The 23,281-nt window shown below is 37.9% G+C and carries 17 protein-coding genes; 1 reads left to right on the top strand and 16 read right to left on the bottom strand.

Annotation, left to right across the window (positions count from 1 at the left end):
- Nucleotides 1-128 precede the first annotated feature (128 nt).
- Entirely contained in the window at nt 129-641 is a 513-nt protein-coding gene (locus IGK70_RS00085; protein WP_002385473.1) for a mannose/fructose/sorbose PTS transporter subunit IIB, read from the bottom strand.
- 202 nt (nt 642-843) lie between these two features.
- Entirely contained in the window at nt 844-3,729 is a 2,886-nt protein-coding gene (locus tag IGK70_RS00080) for a sigma 54-interacting transcriptional regulator (RefSeq protein WP_002356028.1), read from the bottom strand.
- Between the two features lie 252 nt (nt 3,730-3,981).
- On the opposite strand from IGK70_RS00080, the gene IGK70_RS00075 reads away from it, so the two are divergent.
- Nucleotides 3,982-5,613, top strand: a complete 1,632-nt coding sequence (locus tag IGK70_RS00075) for an ABC-F family ATP-binding cassette domain-containing protein (protein ID WP_002359215.1) — start codon at nt 3,982-3,984, stop codon at nt 5,611-5,613.
- Nucleotides 5,614-6,008: 395 nt separating this feature from the next.
- Here the strand turns inward: IGK70_RS00075 and IGK70_RS00070 are convergent, their stop codons facing one another.
- From IGK70_RS00070 to dnaA, 14 genes are all read right to left on the bottom strand, one after another.
- Nucleotides 6,009-6,878 (bottom strand): DegV family protein, encoded by an 870-nt coding sequence (locus tag IGK70_RS00070; protein WP_002359214.1) that lies wholly within the window; start codon nt 6,876-6,878, stop codon nt 6,009-6,011.
- 124 nt (nt 6,879-7,002) lie between these two features.
- Nucleotides 7,003-8,295, bottom strand: coding sequence for an adenylosuccinate synthase (locus IGK70_RS00065; protein WP_002376293.1), 1,293 nt, complete (start codon nt 8,293-8,295; stop codon nt 7,003-7,005).
- Between the two features lie 236 nt (nt 8,296-8,531).
- On the bottom strand, nt 8,532-9,899 hold the full coding sequence (dnaB, locus tag IGK70_RS00060; RefSeq protein ID WP_002381331.1) for a replicative DNA helicase: 1,368 nt from the start codon (nt 9,897-9,899) through the stop codon (nt 8,532-8,534).
- Nucleotides 9,900-10,171: 272 nt separating this feature from the next.
- Nucleotides 10,172-10,624 carry a 50S ribosomal protein L9 gene (gene rplI, locus IGK70_RS00055; protein ID WP_002356023.1) on the bottom strand — a complete coding sequence of 151 codons (453 nt, stop codon included), beginning with the start codon at nt 10,622-10,624 and terminating at the stop codon, nt 10,172-10,174.
- Between the two features lie 5 nt (nt 10,625-10,629).
- On the bottom strand, nt 10,630-12,654 hold the full coding sequence (locus IGK70_RS00050) for a DHH family phosphoesterase (RefSeq protein WP_002363542.1): 2,025 nt from the start codon (nt 12,652-12,654) through the stop codon (nt 10,630-10,632).
- 156 nt (nt 12,655-12,810) lie between these two features.
- On the bottom strand, nt 12,811-13,050 hold the full coding sequence (gene rpsR, locus IGK70_RS00045; RefSeq protein ID WP_002356021.1) for a 30S ribosomal protein S18: 240 nt from the start codon (nt 13,048-13,050) through the stop codon (nt 12,811-12,813).
- A 25-nt stretch (nt 13,051-13,075) separates the two neighbouring features.
- A complete protein-coding gene (gene ssb, locus IGK70_RS00040; protein ID WP_002364599.1) occupies nt 13,076-13,642 on the bottom strand; it encodes a single-stranded DNA-binding protein in 567 nt (188 codons plus the stop codon).
- 44 nt (nt 13,643-13,686) lie between these two features.
- The gene (gene rpsF / locus IGK70_RS00035; protein WP_002356019.1) at nt 13,687-13,989 is read right to left on the bottom strand and encodes a 30S ribosomal protein S6; all 303 of its coding nucleotides are present in this window, start codon (nt 13,987-13,989) and stop codon (nt 13,687-13,689) included.
- A 174-nt stretch (nt 13,990-14,163) separates the two neighbouring features.
- Nucleotides 14,164-16,665: a DNA gyrase subunit A gene (gene gyrA / locus IGK70_RS00030; RefSeq protein ID WP_002361457.1), complete on the bottom strand. Its 2,502-nt coding sequence runs from the start codon at nt 16,663-16,665 to the stop codon at nt 14,164-14,166.
- Nucleotides 16,666-16,720: 55 nt separating this feature from the next.
- Nucleotides 16,721-18,670, bottom strand: a complete 1,950-nt coding sequence (gene gyrB, locus IGK70_RS00025; protein ID WP_002359210.1) for a DNA topoisomerase (ATP-hydrolyzing) subunit B — start codon at nt 18,668-18,670, stop codon at nt 16,721-16,723.
- Complete coding sequence (gene recF, locus IGK70_RS00020) at nt 18,667-19,794, bottom strand: DNA replication/repair protein RecF (RefSeq protein WP_002356016.1); 1,128 nt, start codon at nt 19,792-19,794, stop codon at nt 18,667-18,669. The genes gyrB and recF overlap by 4 nt, the downstream gene beginning before the upstream one ends.
- Nucleotides 19,781-20,026, bottom strand: a complete 246-nt coding sequence (gene yaaA, locus IGK70_RS00015) for a S4 domain-containing protein YaaA (RefSeq protein ID WP_002356015.1) — start codon at nt 20,024-20,026, stop codon at nt 19,781-19,783. Before yaaA ends, recF begins: the two co-directional genes overlap by 14 nt.
- 579 nt (nt 20,027-20,605) lie before the next feature.
- On the bottom strand, nt 20,606-21,736 hold the full coding sequence (gene dnaN / locus IGK70_RS00010; protein WP_002356014.1) for a DNA polymerase III subunit beta: 1,131 nt from the start codon (nt 21,734-21,736) through the stop codon (nt 20,606-20,608).
- A 201-nt stretch (nt 21,737-21,937) separates the two neighbouring features.
- On the bottom strand, nt 21,938-23,281 hold the full coding sequence (dnaA, locus tag IGK70_RS00005) for a chromosomal replication initiator protein DnaA (RefSeq protein ID WP_010707915.1): 1,344 nt from the start codon (nt 23,279-23,281) through the stop codon (nt 21,938-21,940).

The following is a 23,281-nucleotide window of genomic DNA, read 5'->3' as shown; positions in this document are numbered from 1 at the left end:
AAAAATTTCAATAGTTCTTGATTTTTTTCAACATCAGCACTTGCCTTTATCAATACAGTTCATGAAGCAATGATGTTGGTCCTAGGCCACCACATCCTTTCAATGTCTTTCGTCTGTAAAAATGAACGTCAGCTGGCGTTATTTTCTTTGCTACGCTCTTTTTTCAGTAAATCCATCAAATTCACTTGGCTGTCTGCTGCGACTTTTCGAATTTCCAATTCAATACCTTGTTCATTTAAAAACAGAAATGCTTTTAAATCGTTGGCATCCACTGCGACTGCATTCGTAATCATTCGCTTGCCTGTACTGAAACTCATTCCGCCAATATTCACAGAAGTTAGTTGTACACCGCCTTCGACCACTCGTTTCACGTCCAAAGGATTAGTGAATAACAACATGGCTCGAAACGAATCAAAACGAGGATCAGGGTAAACATCAATCATTTTTTGAACAGTGATGACATTTACTTTGACACCAGGTGGAGCAGCTTGAACCAACAAGGCTTTTCTCAAATTGTCATGAGCAACGGAATCACTAACCACTAAAATGCGATTAATGTTCGTCAATTTTGCCCAAACAGTTGCTACTTGGCCATGAATTAATCGATCATCAATTCGAGCTAAACGAATATCCATTACCATCGGGAATGCTCCTTTAAATTCATTTTTAAAGGTTAGGACCTTTGTCTTTTTACTTAAAAATTTTAGATAAAAAGGGACACCTTATTATAAGCAAGTTTCGTGCCAACTTTAGTGTATCGGTTTGAAACCTAGAAAATTATAGGTTTTTTTAAGAAAATCAAAAAATCGATACACTATTAAATAGTGTATCGATTTTTCTGTATTAATCTAGTGTATCAATTTCGGTGATTTTATCTTCGATACACTGGGCATTTTTGACTAACTGTGCGATAAAATAAACTTCTTCTGCTGGAACATCCATATTAAGAGCTTCTTCCATAGTCTCAATTGAGGCCACAATCACTGGATAAATTGGCTCTTGAACCAATCGACCAAGTTCCTTTTCTGAAACCGTCAGTGTATCATTCCGTAAAATACGCTCCAACATGCCTGATGTGTGCATAATCAAATTGATGTAAAATGTGTACTCTTCTGGCATCGCTAATTGGGTTTGGATATTTTTAGCGAATGACCACAACAGATCAATGATTTTTTTTCCATTAATGAAAGTGAAACTTTGCTCCATATATTTGAGACAAATTTCTTTTGCTGCCGCTTCGTCCAACGGCTTATTCATTACTTCTTCTTTCCGCTCTGCTAGTAATTGCTGAATAATTTTTTCTGCTTCACCGGAAAAGAAATTTTCCATGGAAATATAAGGAACTCCAATTTTGGGATTGGTAATCCCAGTTGTCGCAATAATTTCATAGTCTTCTTGAATTTTAGGCAAGACTTCTTTCATATTTACAATGGACAAAGGAATCACTTCTAAATGCCAGTCTATTTGTGGCAAGACAGCTTCCTCAATCAGCTCTTTCATTCGGCGCGCAGTTCCTTCTCCAGAAGCGCAGATAGCAATAATTGCTCTTGTTTTCCAATTTTCAATGATTTGTTTCGTTTCACTTTGGCGAATATCGGCATAGCCATGAAAGTTTTTTAAGGACTCGTGAAGTGTTTCCAATTGCGTATCAATTAATGCGGTTTTGCGGGCCGCTTCAAGCACAATTGGCGTAGTCACCATGTCTACTGTCCGCACATCAATGCCTGTCTGGCGTACAATTTCTTCTGAAAACGTACTTAATGAACCCATGTCCACCAATAATAGTACGCCATTTTCTTCATTCACTTCACCAACTGCTTCAACGATTTTACGCAAAGCTTCTTTCGGTGGCATATCTAAAGGCATATCCACAGCCTTCAAATTATCAACATTTAACAATTGAGAAACCACTTGTACCATACTGCTAGCGGTACTATTTCCGTGCGCAGCCACGACAATGCCAATCCGGCCAGCCTCAGGATTTTCTCTTAAAGAAATGAGCAAAACAGCTAAATAGTAACTTTCAGATTCAGGAATCTCCATCTGATAACTACTTTCAATAATATTTTTAATTTCTTTTGCTGTTTCAAACTCTGTTGGATAATCTAAAACCATATTTCGAATACTTTCATTTAAAGGATGCTTAGGATCTTTGCCTAATTGGATGCGTTTCAAGAAAGAACTAATGTGTAAACTCATTGCATAGATAAAGTTGGGTTGAAACGAATACGATAACCGCTTCGCTGCAAAATTATAAATTTTCTTAGTGACATCAATAATTCGTTGGTCAACAATTTCAGCCAATTTATTTTCTGTATCAAAGGTGAATCCATAATCTTTGTAGAAAGATTTTAAATGAACATTGATATCCGTTGTAATAAAATTATTAATTAGTTCTTGGTCCAAGCCGTCTGCTTTTAAGAGAGCCGCTTTATCTCCAATAATCTCATATAGATTGTAAGGCAATTCATAGGCATCTGACTGAATAGCTACTAAAGATTCATTTGGTGATACCACTAATTGCGGTTCCAGATATTTCGATAACTCCGACAATACTTCTCGATTACTGGCAAGTTGCATAATGCCTTCTTTAATATTGTCCGTTAATTCGTCCATCGTAATCATTAATTCCTCTTGTTCCATCTGATTAAGGAACCCTCGCGCAGTCACAAGTTGCACATTCGATTTTAGCTGACCGACATTTCCATAAGAAACACTTCCGATTAACGCTTTGACCACATCTTCTGACAAAGAGATTCGCCGTTGAATCCGCGCTGCTTCCATTGAAACCATCACTTTTAGGAGGTCAATTTTTTCTTTCGCAGGACGGTCACTAAAGTTCGGTAATTGAATGATAATCGGAATGCGTCGCACAAAAGTATTCAATAAAGAAGAAGTAGGATTTTCCGTCGTAGCACAAATAATCCGAACATCCGCATGATGTGATTTCACTGTTTCACCTAAACGCGCGTACACGCCGTGATCCATAAAATAAAAAATCATTTCTTGTCCTTCGGGTGGTAACCGATGTACTTCATCTAAAAACAGAATGCTGCCATCTGCTTCATCAATAATCCCTTCTTTCGCTTTCGTAGCGCCTGTGAAGGCCCCTTCTACATACCCAAATAAATGCGACATCAAAAGTTCTGGATTATGCGCATAGTCTGCACAGTTAAACACCACAAACTCTTTTTCTTTGGCCACAATTTGGTTCAGCTTCGCAAATTGAAACATGGCATGAGCAAAATAAGTTTTCCCAGAACCTGTTGGTCCAGTAATTAAACAATTCAAGCCTTTTGGCGGATATAAAATCGCTGCTTTGGCTTGTTCAACCGGCGTTTTCATGCTCCCAGCTGAACCGATAATTTTTTTAAAAATATCTTCAACTTCTGGGGTTTTGCTGGTCGTGACTACTGGTTCAACCAATGGTTCGATAAAAGTTTTTGTGGAGTGATCCATTGATTTTTCCCGATAACTTTTAACTGGCTTGGTTAATGGTCGATGCTGAAACGCCACCTGCGCGACATATTTTACTGGTCGACCAGATAATTTTTTCAAGCGCCCTTCACGAACGAGTTGATTCAAATCTTTACTAGCATTGGTCCTCTGAATGTTTAAACGTTCTGAAATTTCTTGTGTCGTGACTCCCGCATCACTTGTTAAGGTCATTGGTGTTAAATTCTTCGTTTGCTCTTTAACATATTGATAGATTTTTTCAATCCGCTTCATTTTTGATGGCTCCTTTAATCGATACACTAATTAATTTACATGATACAGTGTATCATTAAAAAAATACACTAAAAACCCTTTCATGAAAAAAAATTCTGTTTCACATGAAACATTTTAAAAAAGCGCCTTTTTTCTATAAAAAACCCACCTTTTTATTCGTTTCTGTAAAAAGATTGAAACTCCTTGAAAAAAGGTTCTGTAGCCGATATAATGCAGAGAGGTTCAAGAATATATTAAAAGCGAGGAAAACAATTGATTACTGTTAATGATGTAAGTTTACAATTTCCAGATCGTAAACTTTTTGAAGAAGTTAATATTAAATTTACTCCTGGCAACTGTTACGGCTTAATCGGCGCAAACGGTGCAGGAAAATCAACGTTTCTTAAAATTTTATCAGGTGAGATTCAACCGACAACTGGCGTGGTTTCAATGGGTCCTAATGAGCGACTAGCGACGCTGAAACAAAATCACTTTGACTACGAAGACTACACTGTTTTAGAAACTGTAATTATGGGACATAAACGTCTTTACGAAGTAATGAAAGAAAAAGATGCTATCTATATGAAAGAAGATTTTTCAGATGAAGATGGGATTCGTGCCGCAGAACTAGAAGGCGAATTTGCTGAACTTGACGGTTGGGAAGCAGAACCTGAAGCAGCTGTTTTACTCCAAGGGCTAAACATTCCAGAAGAATTACATGATCAAAAAATGAGCGAATTAACAGCTGGTCAAAAAGTCAAAGTATTATTAGCTCAATCTCTTTTTGGTAAACCAGATGTCTTACTATTAGACGAGCCGACAAATGGTTTAGACACCCGCTCAATCAATTGGTTAGAAGAATTTTTAATCAACTTTGAAAATACCGTTATCGTGGTTTCCCATGACCGTCATTTCCTAAACAAAGTCTGCACCCACATGGCAGATTTAGACTTTAGTAAAATCAAACTTTACGTTGGTAACTATGATTTCTGGTTGGAATCAAGCCAACTAGCGACAAAATTGCAAGCACAGTCTAATGCCAAAAAAGAAGAACAAATCAAAGAATTACAAGACTTTATCGCTCGTTTTAGCGCCAATGCCTCAAAATCAAAACAAGCAACGTCACGTAAAAAAATGTTAGATAAAATTACCTTAGATGACATTCAACCTTCCTCTCGTCGTTATCCATTCGTTGGTTTTACACCAGAACGTGAAATCGGCAATGACTTATTACAAGTTGAAAATGTCTCTGTAACGATTGATGGCAAAAAAATCTTAGATAATATCTCGTTCAACTTAACAAAAGATGATAAAGTGGCATTCATCGCTGACTCAGATATTACAACGACTACGTTATTCAAAGTGATTATGGGCGAAATTACTCCCGATACAGGTTCTGTTCGTTGGGGCGTTACAACTAGCCAAGCTTATTTACCAAAAGACAACAGCAAAGACTTTGAAGAGCCATTAACTATTTTAGATTGGTTACGTCAATTTGCTGGTAAAGAAGAAGATGACAATACGTTCTTACGTAGTTTCTTAGGTCGGATGTTATTCTCTGGTGAAGAGGTACTAAAACCAGTCAATGTTCTTTCCGGAGGCGAAAAAGTGCGTGTCATGCTTTCAAAATTAATGCTTTCCAAAGCCAATGTCTTAGTTTTAGATGATCCAACGAACCACTTAGACTTAGAATCAATCACTGCATTAAATGATGGGTTGATGGCTTTCACTGGTTCAATTCTTTTTGCTTCACATGACCACCAATTTATCCAAACATTAGCGAACCGAATTATTGCTGTTTCTGATAAAGGTGTCATTGATCGAGCAGAAACAACCTATGATGAATTCTTGGAAAACCCAGAAATTCAAAAACAAATGGACGTTTTATTCAGTTCAGATTATTAAAAAATGAGGTCGGGACAGAAGCGTTTAACTCCGAGAACCAAGTAGGTACTGTTCAACATCTATTTACTTTGCAAATAGTGTTTCTCAGCAATAAGAAGGAATTTCCGAAAATTGTCATAAAACACAACGAGGAACGAGTTGATGTTGCATGATACCTACCCGGTGTTCTATAATTTTTGGAGACCAAGTAGGTATTGTTCATCATCGAATCACTACGTTCTTCGTGATTCTCAACAATTTCGGCTTATTTCCGAAGGACCTTCAACTCTTAGAGCTTTAGCTCTTAGAAGTTGTTGAGATCGGAGCAACGCGTAGTGTTGCTTCTGTTCCCGCCGTTTATCAATTTTTAAGCCTGGGACAAAAATCCAAAGTGATTTTTGTCCCAGGCTCATTTTTTATTTTCTTTTTTCACCAAAAGAAAACACAGCAATACAACCTATTCCGGTATGACTAGTAATGGTGGGTCCTAGAGGATAAATCAGTATCTCATTAACCTCTATTTCTTTTTCAATTAATTCTTTGACTTTTTCCGCGTCATCTTTCGTTCCCGCATATGCAATCAACAGTGTTTGTTTCATTGGCTCTACAATGCCTTGAATCGTTTCTTGCGCAATCTTTTGCAAGGACTTGTTTCGTCCACGAGTTTTACCAACGGATGCTAGTTTGCCTGCCGCATCCACGCGAATAATTGGTTTAATGTTCATTAAGCCACCAAGTGCAGCCGCTGTTTTAGAAATCCGTCCGCCACGTTCTAAATGTTTTAAATCATCTACCGTTACCCACGAGTGAAGTTTCATTTTTTGCTCTTCAAGATAGGCAACAACTTCTCCTAATGAATGACCATCTGTTTGTAATCGAATGGCTTCTCGGACTAACATCCCTTGACCTAAGCTAGCTGCTTTTGTATCAATAATATGAATTTCTACATTATCGTACTCTTCTTTTAACATCTCTACTGATTGCAACGCACTTTGATAAGAGCCACTTAACCCAGATGAAAAAGCTAAATAAATCACCGGTAACCCTTGCTCCACAAAAGGACGGAAAAATTCATTGTAGCGTCCCACATTAACTTGAGAGGTAGTGGGCATACTTCCATTTTTAATAGCCGTTAAGAAGTTCTGATAATCAAACGTTTCACCTAAATCATCGCGATATTCTTTCCCGTCAATTTGAATATTCATGCTAATAAAAGGTACTTGGTTTTCTTTTAAGTATGTATACGGCAAGTCACAACAAGAATCTGTCACTAATTGATAATTCACGGACAATTGCCCCCTTCATGTTTTCTTTTATTTTACCATAGTTTTTCATTTTTATATAAAATTAAAAAAGAACGTAAAGGCTGAACTGGCATAAGCCATCCTTTACGTTCCCTTAAAAATCTGCTTAAATTTGTGCCCAAACGCTTTCTAAAACGTTCGTTTGGTTACGGTCTGGACCTACAGAGAATGTTGAAATGCGCACACCAACTAATTCTGAAATCCGATGCACGTAGTTACGAGCATTAGCTGGTAAATCAGCTAAAGTTTTGCAACCAGTGATATCTTCAGACCAACCTGGTAATTCTTCATAAACTGGTTTACAGCGGCTTAATTCTTTCAAGCTTGCTGGGTAATGATAAATTAATTCACCATCAAGTTCATAAGCTGTACAAATTTTCACCGTTTCTAAACCACTTAACACGTCAATCGAGTTTAATGACAAGTTCGTAATCCCTGATACACGTTTTGAATGACGCATAACTACTGAATCAAACCAACCGACACGACGCGGACGTCCTGTTGTTGTTCCGTATTCTTTACCGACACGACGAATGGTTTCTCCTGTTTCATCAAATAATTCTGTTGGGAATGGGCCGTCACCGACACGTGAAGTGTACGCTTTGCAGACACCAACCACTTTATTAATTTTTGATGGACCAACGCCACTACCGATAGTTACGCCACCAGCTACTGGATTAGAGGAAGTAACAAATGGATAGGTTCCTTGATCGATATCCAACATGACACCTTGTGCCCCTTCAAATAAAACCCGTTTTCCAGCATCTAATGCATCATTTAAAATAACCGAAGTATCTGTAACATATTGTTTAATTTGTTGTCCGTATTCATAGTATTCTTCAAAAATATCATCAAATTCAATGGCTTCGCTATCAAACATTTTAACGAATTGACGATTTTTTTCTTCTAAGTTAATTTTCAAACGTTCCGCAAAAATTTCTTTATCCAATAAATCAGCGATACGGATTCCCACCCGTGCTGCTTTATCCATGTAGGCTGGGCCAATTCCTTTAATCGTTGTCCCAATCTTGTTTTCACCTTTCGCATCTTCTTGCAATTGATCCAATTTAATATGATACGGCAAGATGACATGGGCACGATCTGAAATACGTAAATTATCAGTGGCAACATTATTTTCTTTTAAATAAGCTAATTCTTTTACTAAAGATTTTGGATTCACAACTACGCCGTTACCAATTACACTAATTTTTTCTTTATAGAAAATCCCTGAAGGAATTAAATGTAATTTATACGTTACGCCGTCGAATTTAATGGTATGTCCGGCGTTATCTCCGCCTTGGTAACGAGCGATCACTTCTGCGTTTTCACTTAGAAAGTCTGTAATTTTTCCTTTACCTTCGTCGCCCCATTGCGTTCCAACAACTACTACTGATGACATTCGAACACCTCGTTCATAATTTTTTTGTCCTGAATCATTGTACCAGTAAAACCAGTCCCTTTCAAGGGTAAAAATCGAATATTCTTTCACAATCAAAAGCGTTTCTGTCAAAAATACGAACATTTTTAGCTATGTTTTTGTAAAATAATAAAATATACGAATATTGTTCGTGTTTTACTCTCTGATTTTAATCCCTTAATAAGCAAAAAAACGAACTCAAAAAATGAGTTCGTTTTTTAAAATTCTGTCCTCGGCGAAAGCGAAGAAAATTTATTATATTCTTTAATGAAAAGTAATTCGACCGTTCCACGCGCACCACTACGGTTTTTCTCAATGATGACTTCTACAACATTGTCAACTTCTGGTGGCTCATGATCGCCGTCTTCTCCTTCACCACGATCATAGTAATCATCACGATAAAGAAAGGCAACGATATCGGCATCTTGCTCAATGGAACCTGACTCACGAATATCACTTAACACAGGACGTTTATCTTGACGTTGTTCCACGCCACGAGAAAGCTGTGACAAAGCGATAACCGGGACTTTTAATTCTTTCGCTAATTTTTTTAATTGACGTGAAATATCAGAAACCTCCTGTTGGCGGTTCTCTTTTCCAGTTCCTTCAATCAATTGTAGGTAGTCGATCAAAATTAGACCTAAGTTGCCCTTTTCTTGTGCTAATTTACGACATTTCGCACGAATTTCGGTAATTTTAATCCCTGGTGTGTCATCAATATAGATATTCGCACGGGACAAACTACCCATCGCAATAATTAAGTTTTGCCATTCTTCTTCAGATAATTGCCCTGTTCTTAAATGGCTGGCCTCAATGGATCCTTCTGCACAAAGCATCCGGTTCACTAATGATTCTGCCCCCATTTCTAAACTAAAAATAGCGACAGCTTTATCTGTTTTGGTGCCGACATTTTGGGCAATATTTAATGCAAAAGCGGTTTTCCCTACCGCTGGACGGGCCGCTAAAATAATTAGCTCTTCCGCTTGCAAGCCGGCAGTCATTTTATCCAATGCTTGATAGCCTGTAGGTAAACCAGTAATCTCTTCATCATTTTGGTATAATTGGTCAATATTCGCAATAGTTGTATTTAGAACATCTGAAATTGATAAAAAGCCACTACGATTCCGCTTTTCGGAGACTTCTAAAATGCTTCGTTCTGCATCATCCAAAATAGATTCAACATCTTCACCTTGCTCAAAGCCTTTAGTTACAATCTCTGTAGCGGTTTGGATTAAGTTGCGCAGCAACGATTTTTGTTCAACAATTTTTGCATAATAAATGACATTGGCAGCTGTCGGTACAGCTAAAGCTAAATCTGACAGATAACTTAGTCCACCAACATCTTCTAACAAATTCTCTTGTTCTAGGCGATCTTTGATTGTTACCACATCAATCGCTTCATTTCGGTCGCTTAAGGTCATCATCGTTTGGAAAATCAACTGATGACTACGACGATAGAAATCTTTAGGTTCCACATATTCCATCGCTTCTATTAGCACATCTGCATCTAAGAAAATAGAACCTAAAACGGCTTGTTCCGCTTCAATATTTTGTGGCGGTACCCTATCTTGCAATAATTCATTCATTTTGTTCTCTCCCACGATGTCTTACTTTCTGGTTCATTTAGTCTATCCATTTTAACACAATTTCATTAAAAAAAGTACATTTTTTCTCTGCTGATTTCTCTATTTTTAGTTCACTTTCCAATTTTAAAAAATATACAATTAATAAAAATATAATTTTTTTATTAATTTGAAATGTTGTGCATTTGATTTCTAAACTTCATAAAAATAATTACAGTAATTTATTTTGTATAAAAAAGAAGCCGGAGAAATCGGCTTCTTTTTTATCAATTGTATTATTCCGCTACGACATGAACCTTAATTTTCGCTGTAACTTCATGATGTAGTTTGACTGGTACGTTAGTGTAACCTAGAGAACGAATTGGGTTGGCTAATTCGATTTTGCGTTTATCCAATTTTACATTGTATTGTTTATTTAAGGCTTCTGCAATTTGTTTTGAAGGAATTGAGCCAAATAACCGGCTGTCTTCTCCAGCTTTTGCCTTGATCTCTACAACAGTCTTTTCATCTTCTAAAAAGGCTTGCATTTCTTTTGCTTGTGCTAAAACTTCTGCTTCATGTTTTTCTTGGGCTTTCTTTTGACCCGCTAACGCACTCATGCTCCCTTTATTGGCTTCTTTCGCATAACCATTTTTAATTAAAAAGTTTTGGGCGTAACCAGTTGGCACTTCTTTTACGTCCCCTTTTTTTCCTTTTCCTTTAACGTCTTGTAAAAAAATGACTTTCATTTCCTTCACTCCTGTTCATACATTTCATTAATATTTTGACGAATTACATCAAGTAGTTGCTCTTTTACTTCTGCTACTGTTACGTTTGATAATTGTACTGCCGCATTAGTAAAGTGACCGCCGCCACCTAAATTTTCCATAATAATTTGGACATTAATTGAACCGTTACTCCGAGCACTAATGCCAATCTGTTGATCCGTCCGCTTGGTAATGACAAATGCTGCATTAATCCCTGCCATAGAAAGTAATGTGTCCGCTGTTTTGGCAGCTGTGACACTATCATATTCTTTGTCTTCACTCCCGGCAACAACGACGGTATCTTTTGTGACATATTCGCTTTTAGAGATTAAATTGTTCATTTCCAGATAGCTTGTAAGATCAGAACTTAATAGATATTGTACTAAAGATGAGTCTGCTCCACAAGTTCGTAAATAACTAGCCACATCAAATGTTCGCGCCGTCGTTCGTGTATTGAAACTTTTCGTATCAACCACAATTCCCGCCAACATCATGGTTGCTTCAAAGGCCTGCAGTTTATTTGCGCTATTACTTTGGTATTCGATCAATTCTGTGACTAATTCTGAAGCAGAAGAGGCAGAAGATTCAATATAAGAAAGCAAGGGTTTTGCTGGAAATTCGTCTCCTCGTCGATGGTGATCAATGATTACCACTTTATCAAAACGCTCATAGAGCTCTTGTGAGATCGATAGAGACGGTTTATGGTAATCTACCATAACTAATAAGCTACTTTCTTTCTTGCGCTTCATGGCCTCTTTAGGACTAATAATGCGCTCTTCTAATTCTGGGTACTCTTTAATCGCCTCTAACACTCTTTTGACATCGGGAATGATTTCATTTTCATCTAAAACAATCCACGCTTTTCGATTATTAAACGAGGCTAAACGAGCAACACCAAATGCTGAACCTAACGCATCCATATCTGGATAACGATGGCCCATAATATAGATGTCAGCAGATTCCGCAATAATTCCCTTAATTGCCATGCTCATTGCGCGAGAACGTACTTGGGAACGTTTCGTCGTTACTGCCGTTTTTCCACCAAAAAATAACGGCTTCGCTTCATCTTTGGCTTCTTTTACAACCACTTGATCGCCGCCACGTACTAAAGCTGTATCTAGGTTTGTTTGAGCCGTGGTCCCGGTTTGATCTAAGGTTGGCCCCCCATAAGCAATCCCCATGCTTAACGTAATGGCTACTTCATGGTTAGCTGATTCCTTACGGATCGTATCCAAAATAGAAAATTTTTCGTCCATCATTTTTTGAATATCTTCCCATTGGGCAATGAAAAAATAACGTTCTGCGTTGATTCGCTTATAAAAAACTTTGTATTGGTCCATCCAATCAGAAACCATCGTCGTAATGAAACTATTCAAATAAGAAATTTCTTTCTCATCCATTGTATCGGTGACATCATCATAATTATCGACAGACACAATGCCAATAGCCGTTTGCATTTCGACTTTTTCTTGATACAAATTACTTTCTTTAGTGATATCTTCAAAAGTAATTGTATGTTGTTCTTTATTGACGCTAAAGCGATAGGTATTTTCGTCAATCGTAAAAATATCTTGGTTTCGTTCTGCTAATTCTAAATAAGACGTAACTTGGCTAGCGGTTAACGTTAGCTGATTGTCTTTATTAAAAATAGAAGCAGCATAAGGATTAAGCCATTCTACCGCGCGTGTTTCCCCGTTATACGTAATAATTCCCACAGGTACTTCATTTACAACATAATCCAACGATTGTTCAGCAATGGAACTTGCTTCTTGAATCTTTTCTACGTTTGTAATTTCTACATCTCTAATCAACAGCCGAATAACCACTAAGAGAAAGATATCTAATGCGATAATTACCGCCAATAGCAGCCATTTATTTGTTAGTAAGAAATAGAGGAGAAATTCTACTAAGAGAAGACCCACAACAATTAAGAAACCGTTTTTTTGAATTCTCTTCTTTTGCATTTTTTTGCCTCCAATCTTTCTGCAGACCTTTGAGGCGACTTGTTCCAACGAGCATATTGCTCTGGTGATTCACTAGTTATTTCATCCTTTATTTTATCACAAAACACTTCATTCTGCGAACCTTGTTATGTTTCACGTGAAACACTAGTCAAGATAAAAAAGAACCAAAGAGCAAGCTCTTTGGTTCTGGAAATTGTCATAAAATTATTGTTCGTCACTAACGAATGGTAATAATCCCATGATACGTGCGCGTTTAATAGCAATCGTTAATTTACGTTGGTTTTTAGCGCCAGTACCTGTAACACGACGTGGTAAAATTTTGCCACGTTCTGAAATGAATCGTTTTAACAATTCAGTATCTTTATAATCGATGTATTCGATGTGGTTTGCTGCGATATAGTCGACTTTCCGACGTTTACGTCCGCCTCTTCTTTGTTGTGCCATTCTTGTTCCCTCCTATCAAATTCGTTTAGAATGGTAAATCATCATCTGAAATGTCGATAGATGAACCTGAGCCACCAAATGGATCAGAATCTTTATCGAAATCAGGCATACCGTTATTGTTTTGCGACTGAGAAGATGATGGATTGAAACTATTGTTGTTGTTATTAAATCCAGAACCGGCATTGTTATTACCAAAGCTACGATTTTGTGATTGATAACCATTTTCGTTGTTATTAAAGCTACCGCCGCCAGTTCCTCTTTGTTCTGAAGCAGAACGAGATTCTAACAATTGGAAGTTTTCACAAACCACTTCAGTTACGTAGACACGTTGACCTTGTTGGTTCTCGTAGTTACGAGTTTGAATTCTTCCGACAACACCTAATAATGTACCTTTACGGGCATAATTAGCCATTGTTTCTGCGGGTTTACGCCAAATCACACAGTTGATAAAGTCTGCTTCACGGTCACCATTTTGATTCGTAAAGTTACGGTTTACAGCAAGTGTAAAGGTCGCAACAGCTGAACCACTAGCGGTGTAACGTAAGTCAGGATCTTTTGTCAATCTTCCGACTAATACAACGTTATTAATCATTCAAAACATCTCCTTTCGTCAATAAATGTTTCATGTGAAACAAATTATGCTTCTACCTTCACGATCATATGACGGATAATATCGTCATTGATTTTTGCTAAACGATCAAACTCGTTGATTGCGCCAGCTGTTGATGGAGAAGTAACGTTAACGATATGATAGATGCCTTCACGGAATCCGTTCATTTCATATGCTAAGCGGCGTTTTTCCCAATCTTTAGATTCGATAACTTCTGCTCCGTTATCTTTTAAGATTGTGTCGAAACGTTCTACTAAAGCAGTTTTTGCTTCTTCATCAATGTTCGGACGAATAATGTACATGATTTCGTACTTCGTATCTTGACTCATTGATTTTCACCTCCCTATGGACTTCAAGGCTCTTAGTTGGCTAAGAGCAAGGAGAACATACCTAAAAAGGTAGTTCACAATCTCTAATTATATGCTAATTGATGGACAAAAGCAAGAAATAGTTTTGAAAAGCCCCAATAAAAAAGTTTCGCCAACTGGCGAAACTTTTTTATGTTATTCTTCTGTTTCTGATGTTGTTTCGTTTTCTGTTGTTTCTACAACTTCAACAATTTCTTCTTCCACTTCTTCTGGTTCTACAACGGCCATTGTTACCACTTTGGCACCATCTTCCATTCTCATTAAACGAACCCCTAATGTTGCGCGTCCTGTTTGAGAAACAGAATCAACGTTAAAGCGGATAATGACGCCTTTGTTCGTAATCAATAAGATATCTTCATCCCCATTGACTGTGGTTAAACCAGCTAATGGACCATTTTTCTCAGTGATATTTGCTGTCTTAATCCCTTTACCGCCACGTCCTTTAACTGGATATTCAGAAGCTTTTGTACGCTTACCATAACCATTTTCAGTAATGACTAGGACTTCTTTATTTTCATCCAGAATCGCTGCGCCGACCACATAATCATTTTCGCGGAGACGGATTCCCCGAACGCCTGATGCTGTCCGGCCCATATCACGTACAGTATTTTCATCAAATGTGACAGAGTATCCCGCATGTGTTCCGATAATCATCTTCTGATTGCCATTAGTCGTTACTACGTTAACTAACTCATCATCTTCTTTTAAGCTAATGGCGATTAATCCATTACTACGGATATTAGAAAAGGCTGTTACGGCTGTCCGTTTGACAGTTCCTTTTAAGGTTGTGAAGAACAAGTATTTACCTGCTTCCGCTTTGCCCTCAACAGAAATAATCGCTTGAATTTTTTCTGCAGAATCAATTCCCAGTAAGTTAATCACTGGAATTCCTTTTGCTGTTCTACCGTATTCAGGGATTTCGTAACCTTTTGCTCGGTAAACTTTCCCAGTGTTCGTAAAGAATAATAATGTGTCGTGTGTTGAACAAGAAACTAGGTTTTTCACGAAATCATCATCATGAACGCCCATGCCTTGGACACCACGTCCGCCGCGGCGTTGCGCCCGGAATTCGGAGTTTGCCATCCGCTTAATGTAGCCGTTATTGGTTAATGTAATCACGACTTCTTCTTCTTCGATTAAATCTTCATCTTCAAGACTTAGGACTTCACCTACTAATAGTTCTGTGCGTCGTGCATCACCAAATTTTGTGCGAACGTCATTTAACTCTGTTTTAATGATTTCAATGACGCGTTCTGGGCGGGCTAAAATGTCCTCTAAGTCCGCAATGAATTTCAATAGCTCTTGATATTCATTTTCAATTTTGTCGCGTTCTAAGCCTGTTAAACGGCGTAAACGCATATCTAAAATCGCTTGCGCTTGACGATCTGAAAATTCAAAGCGTTCAATTAACGTTGCTTTTGCTTCGTCATCTGATTGTGATCCACGGATAATGGCAATGATTTCATCGATATGATCTAAGGCAATTCGTAGACCTTCTAAAATATGCGCCCGTGCTTCTGCTTTGTTTTTGTCAAAAATCGTCCGGCGAGTAATGACTTCTTTTTGGTGCTCGACGTAATTTTCTAAAATACGTTTCAAGCTTAAAATTTTCGGTACGCCTTTTTCAATGGCTAACATGTTAAAACCAAAAGATGTTTGTAAGGCAGTCATTTTGTACAAGTTGTTTAACACAACAGAGGCACTCACATCTCGACGAACATCGATGACGATCCGCATGCCTTCACGAGAAGATTCATCCCGCAAATCAGTAATTCCTTCAATTCGTTTATCTCTGTGTAATTCAGAAATTCGTTCGATTAATTTGGCTTTATTCACCATATAAGGCAATTCAGTTACTAAAATACGTTCTTTTCCATTCGGCATTTCAGTCAATTCAACTTTTGCACGAACAGTAATCGAACCTTTCCCTGTTTCATATGCTCGGCGAATCCCTGATTTCCCCATCACTAAACCGCCTGTTGGAAAATCTGGTCCAGGTAACACTTCCATCAATTCATTCGTCGTTACATCAGGATTGTCCATCAATAAACTTGTTGCATCAATCACTTCACTTAAATTGTGTGGTGGAATATTTGTTGCCATCCCCACCGCAATCCCCGTTGTTCCGTTAACTAGTAAGTTTGGAAAACGAGCAGGTAAAACTACTGGTTCTTGTTCTGAATCATCATAGTTTCCTTGGAAATCGACTGTATTTTTGTTAATATCTCGTAGCATTTCTAAAGCAATTTTACTCATACGTGCTTCGGTATAACGCATAGCGGCAGCGCCGTCACCATCGACAGAACCGAAGTTTCCGTGGCCGTCAACTAACATAGCCCGATAACTAAAAGGTTGTGCCATCCGCACCATTGATTCGTAAATCGCACTGTCCCCATGGGGGTGATATTTACCCATAACATCCCCAACAATCCGGGCTGATTTTTTGTGTGGTTTATCAGGGGTTACCCCTAATTCGTTCATTCCATATAAGATTCGGCGATGAACAGGTTTTAAACCGTCACGAACGTCAGGTAACGCGCGGGCTACGATAACACTCATTGCGTAGTCAATGAAAGATTCTTTCATTTCGCTGGTCAGATTGACGTCTTGAATGTTTTCTTTAATTTCTTCACTCATGAATTTTTTCCCCTCTAAATATATGTTCTAGCGTCTCTTACAACGTTGCGACACATTAAATATCCAAGTTTTTCACGTAATGGGCATTTTCTTCGATAAACGCACGACGTGGTTCCACACGATCGCCCATTAGCATTTCAAAAATTTGGTCAGCTTCAATGGCATCATCGACACTCACTCGCGCCATTAATCGTTTTTCTGGGTCCATTGTTGTTTCCCAAAGTTGGTGATCATCCATTTCACCCAACCCTTTGTAACGTTGAACACTTGGTTTTGGTGAAGCAGGTAATTCTTCTAACACTTTTGCTAGTTCCTCTTCAGCATGTTTGCCCGGTTGGACGTAGGTGATGTTTTTCCCTTGTTTCACACCATATAGTGGTGGTTGGGCAATATACACATAACCAGCTTCAACAATTGGCCGCATGAAGCGATAGAACAAGGTTAATAACAACGTTCGAATATGCGCACCATCGACATCGGCATCGGTCATAATCACTAGTTTGTGATAACGTGCTTTAGAAACATCGAAATCTTCGCCGAAGCCTGTTCCCATAGCTGTAAATAATGACCGAATTTCTTCATTGGCTAAAATTTTATCCATGCTGGCTTTCTCGACATTCAAGATTTTCCCACGAATTGGTAAAATGGCTTGGAATTCACGGCTACGGCCTTGTTTTGCTGAACCGCCGGCCGAGTCTCCTTCGACGATAAATAATTCGCATTTTTCCGGATCTTTACTTGAGCAATCAGCCAGCTTCCCTGGCAAGTTGCTAATTTCTAAAGCGCCTTTACGACGGGTGACTTCACGGGCTCTTTTAGCGGCTAAACGAGCTTTTGAGGCCAACATGCCTTTTTCGACAATTTGTTTGCCGACTGTTGGATTTTCCATCAAGAATTTTGTAAAGTATTCTGAGAATAAACGATCCGTGACGGTCCGTACTTCTGAGTTTCCTAATTTCGTTTTGGTTTGTCCTTCAAATTGAGGATCTGGGTGTTTGATGGAAACCACTGCGGTTAAGCCTTCACGAACATCTTCTCCAGTTAATTTTTCATCGTTTTCTTTCATCAATTTTTGTTTACGTGCATAGTCATTAATCACACGTGTTAAAGAAGTTTTAAAACCAGATTCATGCGTTCCGCCTTCATAAGTATGAATATTGTTGGCAAAACTTAAAATATTTGAGTGGTAGCCATCTGTATACTGCATTGACACTTCCACTGTAATATCTTGTTGCTCTCCTTCAATGAAGATTGGCTCTGGGAAAATAACGTCTTTATTGGCATTTAAATGCTCAACATAACTCTTAATCCCGCCTTCATAGTGATACTCTTTTTTATCTTCTTGTCCTTCACGACGGTCTTCAATTGAAATGTGTAAGCCTCGATTTAAAAAGGCTAATTCACGAACCCGTGTTGCTAATTTATCAAAATCATAAACGGTTGTTTCTGTAAAAATTTCAGGATCTGGAATAAAGTGAACAGTGGTTCCGTGACGATCCGTTTCTTCGATAACTTTTAGGTCATCAACAACCGCACCACGACGATATTCTTGGTAGTACACTTTGCCATCTTTATAAACACGAACATCTAAACTGGTCGATAAAGCATTAACAACAGAGGAACCAACACCGTGCAAGCCACCTGATACTTTATAGCCGCCACCGCCAAATTTCCCGCCGGCATGTAGCACTGTAAACACTGTTTCCACAGCTGGGCGACCTGTTTTGGCTTGAATCCCGACTGGAATTCCACGACCATCATCGATAACAGTAATACTATCGTCTGGTTCGATAATTACTTGAATTGATTTAGCAAATCCTGCTAAGGCTTCGTCGATAGAGTTGTCAACGATTTCCCATACTAAGTGGTGTAACCCTTCGCCACTAGTAGAACCTATGTACATACCAGGACGTTTCCGGACAGCTTCTAAGCCCTCCAAAACTTGAATCTGACTAGCGTCATATTCTTGCGCACGTTCTCTCATGTTTTTTTCTTCTTCTGTCATGTCGCTGAATTCCTTTCTATCTTGCCTTGTTGAACATAAAAAATATCTGGTTCAACTGTTAGCTTGTCTTTTATGTGATCTAAACTAGTTGTCGTTAAGAACGTTTGAACTTTGCCTTCAATCGTTTCTAACAAGTGAATTTGACGTTCATTATCTAATTCACTCATGACATCATCTAGTAATAACACAGGATATTCTCCTGTTTCTGAATGCATCAAATCAATCTCTGCCAATTTAATACTTAAAGCTGTCGTTCGCTGTTGGCCTTGTGAGCCATACGTTTGAACATTTTGACCATTGACAATAAACAGCAAATCGTCACGATGAGGGCCTAAAAAAGTATTCGCTTTAAACAATTCACGCTTACGATTGTTCATTAATTGTTGGAGCAATTGATTTTGAAGTGCTTCTAAGGAAAGATCCGTGTTGTCAATTGGGATGCTTGATGCGTAGTCAATGGTGAGCGTTTCGCGTCCATGACTAATTTTTTGATGGAGTAAGTTTGCCCAGTGTTCTAATTTTTTAAGAAAACCTAACCGAGCGTATAGAACTTTCCCGCCAAATTCAGCTAGCTGCTCTGTCAAAATATCCAGATAAACAGTATCTGTTTGTTTTTTTTCAGCTAGTTGTTTTAGGTATTGGTTCCGTTGCTTTAAAACAGACTGATATTGGACAAGATCATAAAGATAAATAGGACTCACTTGTCCGAGTTCCATGTCAATAAATTTCCGGCGGACTTGAGGTGAGCCTTTCACCAAAGATAAATCTTCTGGGGCAAATAAAATAACATTCAGTTGCCCAATGTACGCACTGAGCCTTTTTTGCTCAATGTGGTTAACCTTGGTTTTACGTCCTTTGTTGGAAATTAAAATTTCCAACGGCACGGTGCCTGTCTTTTTTTCAACCACACCGCTAATTTTAGCTGCTGCTTGTTCCCAGCCAATTAATTCTTTTTCATTGCTGGTTCGATGACTTCGTGTCATTGCTAGAACATAAATGCTTTCTAACAAGTTGGTTTTTCCTTGGGCGTTTTCGCCTAAAAAAAGATTTAACGTTTTTGGAAAATCTAAGCTGACTGTTTCATAATTACGATAATGCTGAAGTGTCAGCTCATTCAGCCGCATCGTCGGACTCGTTTCCGTTTTTCACCATAAAAAAAGTACCTTCTTCAGGTATCTCAATCATCATGCCCGCATAAAGTTTCCGTCCGCGACGATTTTCCAACTCGCCATCAACAAACACGCTATTATCTGCCAAATACCATTTGGCTTGGCCGCCACTACCAATGACGTTGATTTCTTTAAGAAACTGACCAAGCGTTATATACTCAGTTGCTAAAACAAACGTTTTTTTCAATGTGCATCCCTCTTTTTTCTAATACGTTCTCATATATATTATACCCTTTTTCATAAGAGAAAACAAATTTATCTGTCTAATTTTCATTCTAAGCAATTTTAATTCTAAATGACCGAAAATATTATTAGGATAAAAAAACTCTTAAAAAGCATTTTAAAACGGAAATTGATATTTTCTTGAGAAAAAAGGGGCCTGATTTGGCAGAAATGACGAGTAGCGTTTAACTAAAAAACAATTAGGGGTAACTCAAAGACAAACGAAGAGGGCGCGCAATGAAGAAAAGTAGCTTGTAGAGGTCTGAGCGTCGTTTTAAGCAACGTAAACTTCTTTCACTAGGAAATATTCATAAAAAAATGAACAGCCCTTAAACGAAAAATTAAAGGGCTTTTTTCTTTATCCACGAAAAAAAAGGCAGAATTTATTCGTCAAACGATAGTTCAAATATTCACAATCATATTAGCGTAAAAGCTATTCTAGTTTTAAAAAGCTTATCTAGCAGCGTTTATCGGCTTTAAACAGACGACAAAAAAGAACCTTCGGCGATCATAGTGATTTTCCGAAGGTCTTTTTTAAACATGATTAATTTGTACGAACCGGTGTAATTAGTTGAATGAAATCTAGTTCTGTTTCGGTTGGCTCCAATGTAAACGGACGAATTGGAGAAAGGAATTTCACGGTAATATTCATATCGCCAAACGCTCGCAATGCATCTTTCATATAATCTGGGTTGAAAGAAATATCCAACGCTTCACCAGAAACATTTTCATAGTTTAACGCTTCTTCGACTTTTCCAATTTCAGGTGAATTTCCATATAAAACAACAGAATCTGGTGAAATTGAAAGGCGAACAATATTGTTACGTCCTTCATGAGAAAGTAAAGAGGCACGTTCGATTGCTGAAAGCAATTCTGGTACATAAAATTCAATTTGCGTGTTATGGCTAGTTGGAATTAAACGGTTGGTATCAGGATAATTTCCTTCTAACAAACGAGAATAGAAGTACATTGTTTCTGTTTTAAATAGCACTTGATTTTCCATAATGCTGATTTCAACCATTTCTTCTTCATTGGTTAATGAACGAGAAAGTTCAGTTAAACTTTTTCCTGGAATTACAATGTTAAAGTCTTCTACTGCTTGTTCTGTCGGGATCACACGTTGACTTAAACGATGTGAATCTGTCGCAACGGCAAGTAATTTTTGATTTTCTAAAATAAAGTGAACCCCAGTTAAAATTGGACGACTTTCGTGCATCGATACAGCAAAACCTGTTTCACTAATAATTTTTGTCAATAAATGAACAGGTAATTTCATTTGGTTTTGAGTATCAATTACTGGTAAGTGCGGATAATTATCCGCATCTAATCCATTAACCGTAAAATCAGCTTTTCCTGAAGTAATTGCAACTTGATTGTTATCTAGAACTTCCATTGTGAACATATCTTCTGGTAATTTACGAATAATTTCGCCAAAGAAACGAGATTGTAAAACGATGCTACCTGTGCGTTCAATGGTCATTTGAGCTTTTTCATCGTCTTTACTTAAAAAACTTTCAATTGAAATATCCGCGTTACTCCCAGTAAGTGATAAGCCATCTTCTGATAACACAATTTTAACACCTGTTAAGATTGGAATCGTTGTTTTAGAAGAAATTGCTCGTTGAACAGTTTGTAATTCTTGTAAAAAGACACTTCGTTTGACCGTTAATTTCATAATGTAAACTCCTTTTTAAGTATTTTCAATACGTTCTAATTTTGTACGCCACTGTTTTGTATATTATATATAAATAAATAATAAAAGTAATAGGGCATGTTGATTCTGTGGAAAAGTCAAAAAGGCATTGATTTTACTAAGTTATCCACTTGTGTATAAGTTGTGGATAACTTTGTTCTTTTTTGTTTAGTTTTCCACATCCTAAGAGTTCAATAAATTTTTAATTTCACTGACTTCTTTTTGAATCGCTGGATCTTTTTCCAATAATTGCTGAATCTTTTCGTGCGCATGAATCACCGTTGTATGATCTTTGCCGCCAAATTCGGCACCAATTTTTGGCAAGGAATTGTCGGTCATTTCTCTAGCAAGATACATTGAGATTTGACGAGGAACCACAATTGTTTTCACGCGTTTTTTCCCTTTTAAATCTTTAAGAGGCACATGATAATATTTGGATACTTCTTCTTGAATTTGTAAAATGGACAATTGATTTTTACTACCAACTGATTTTAGAGATTTCAAGGCGTCCGCCGCTAAACTAGTGGTAATATCTTCTCCATTAATAGTTGCAAAGGCTTGAACGCGGACCAAAGCACCCTCTAATTCACGGATGTTGGAATCAATTTGACCAGCGATATAACTTAGTGTATCATCCGGAATTTCTAAACGCTCGGCATCTGCTTTTTTGCGCAAAATTGCAATCCGTGTTTCTAAATCAGGCGGGGTGATATCGACAGACAAACCCCAAGCAAAGCGAGAAACTAATCGTTCAGGTAATTTTGGAATATCATTCGGCGGGCGATCACTTGTTAAAACAATTTGTTTATTTTCATTGTAAAGATCGTTGAAGGTATGGAAAAATTCTTCCAATGTTGCTTCTTTTTCCGCCAAAAATTGAATATCATCGACTAATAATAAGTCAACATTGCGATATTCTTTCCGAAATTGTTCGGATGTCTTTGTTTGAATTGAGTTGATAAATTCATTCGTAAACGTTTCGCTACTAACATATTTGACTTTGGCATCTGGTTGATTCACTAACATTTGATGACCAATAGCATGCATCAAATGGGTTTTCCCTAACCCTACACCACCATAGAAGAAAAGGGGATTGTAAATCGAACCCGGATCCTCGGCAACAACAAGCGCTGCAGCGTGCGCCATTTGGTTTCCTTTACCAATAACGAAGGTGTCGAAAGTGTACTTAGGATTAAGCATCGCTTTTTTACTTTGTTCACTAAAAACAATTTCTTCTTCGGCAGGTTCTTCGAGTTCTTGTGCCAGTGCTGCGTCTTTTTCATCGGCAACAACAAAATGGGGCATCACTTCTGCACCGGTCAATTTAAATCCAGTTTCGACAATTTTTGCCGAAAGATTTTTTTCCCAGTAATCACGATGAACTGCAGAAGGGACTTCTAGCCACAATTGATTGTTGTCTAATTTCAAAGGGCGTGTGGTTTTAATCCAAGCATCAAAACTTGGCGCCGACAAAATCGCTTGATAGGCTTCTTCAAGGCTATGCCAAAAACTTTCCACGTCGGGCAT

Origin of the sequence: Enterococcus sp. DIV0358, from assembly GCF_051713465.1 — a bacterium.
In the GTDB taxonomy this organism is placed as follows: domain Bacteria; phylum Bacillota; class Bacilli; order Lactobacillales; family Enterococcaceae; genus Enterococcus; species Enterococcus faecalis.
Note: the sequence above shows the minus strand (reverse complement) of the source record. Positions and strands in the feature narration are given on the sequence as shown.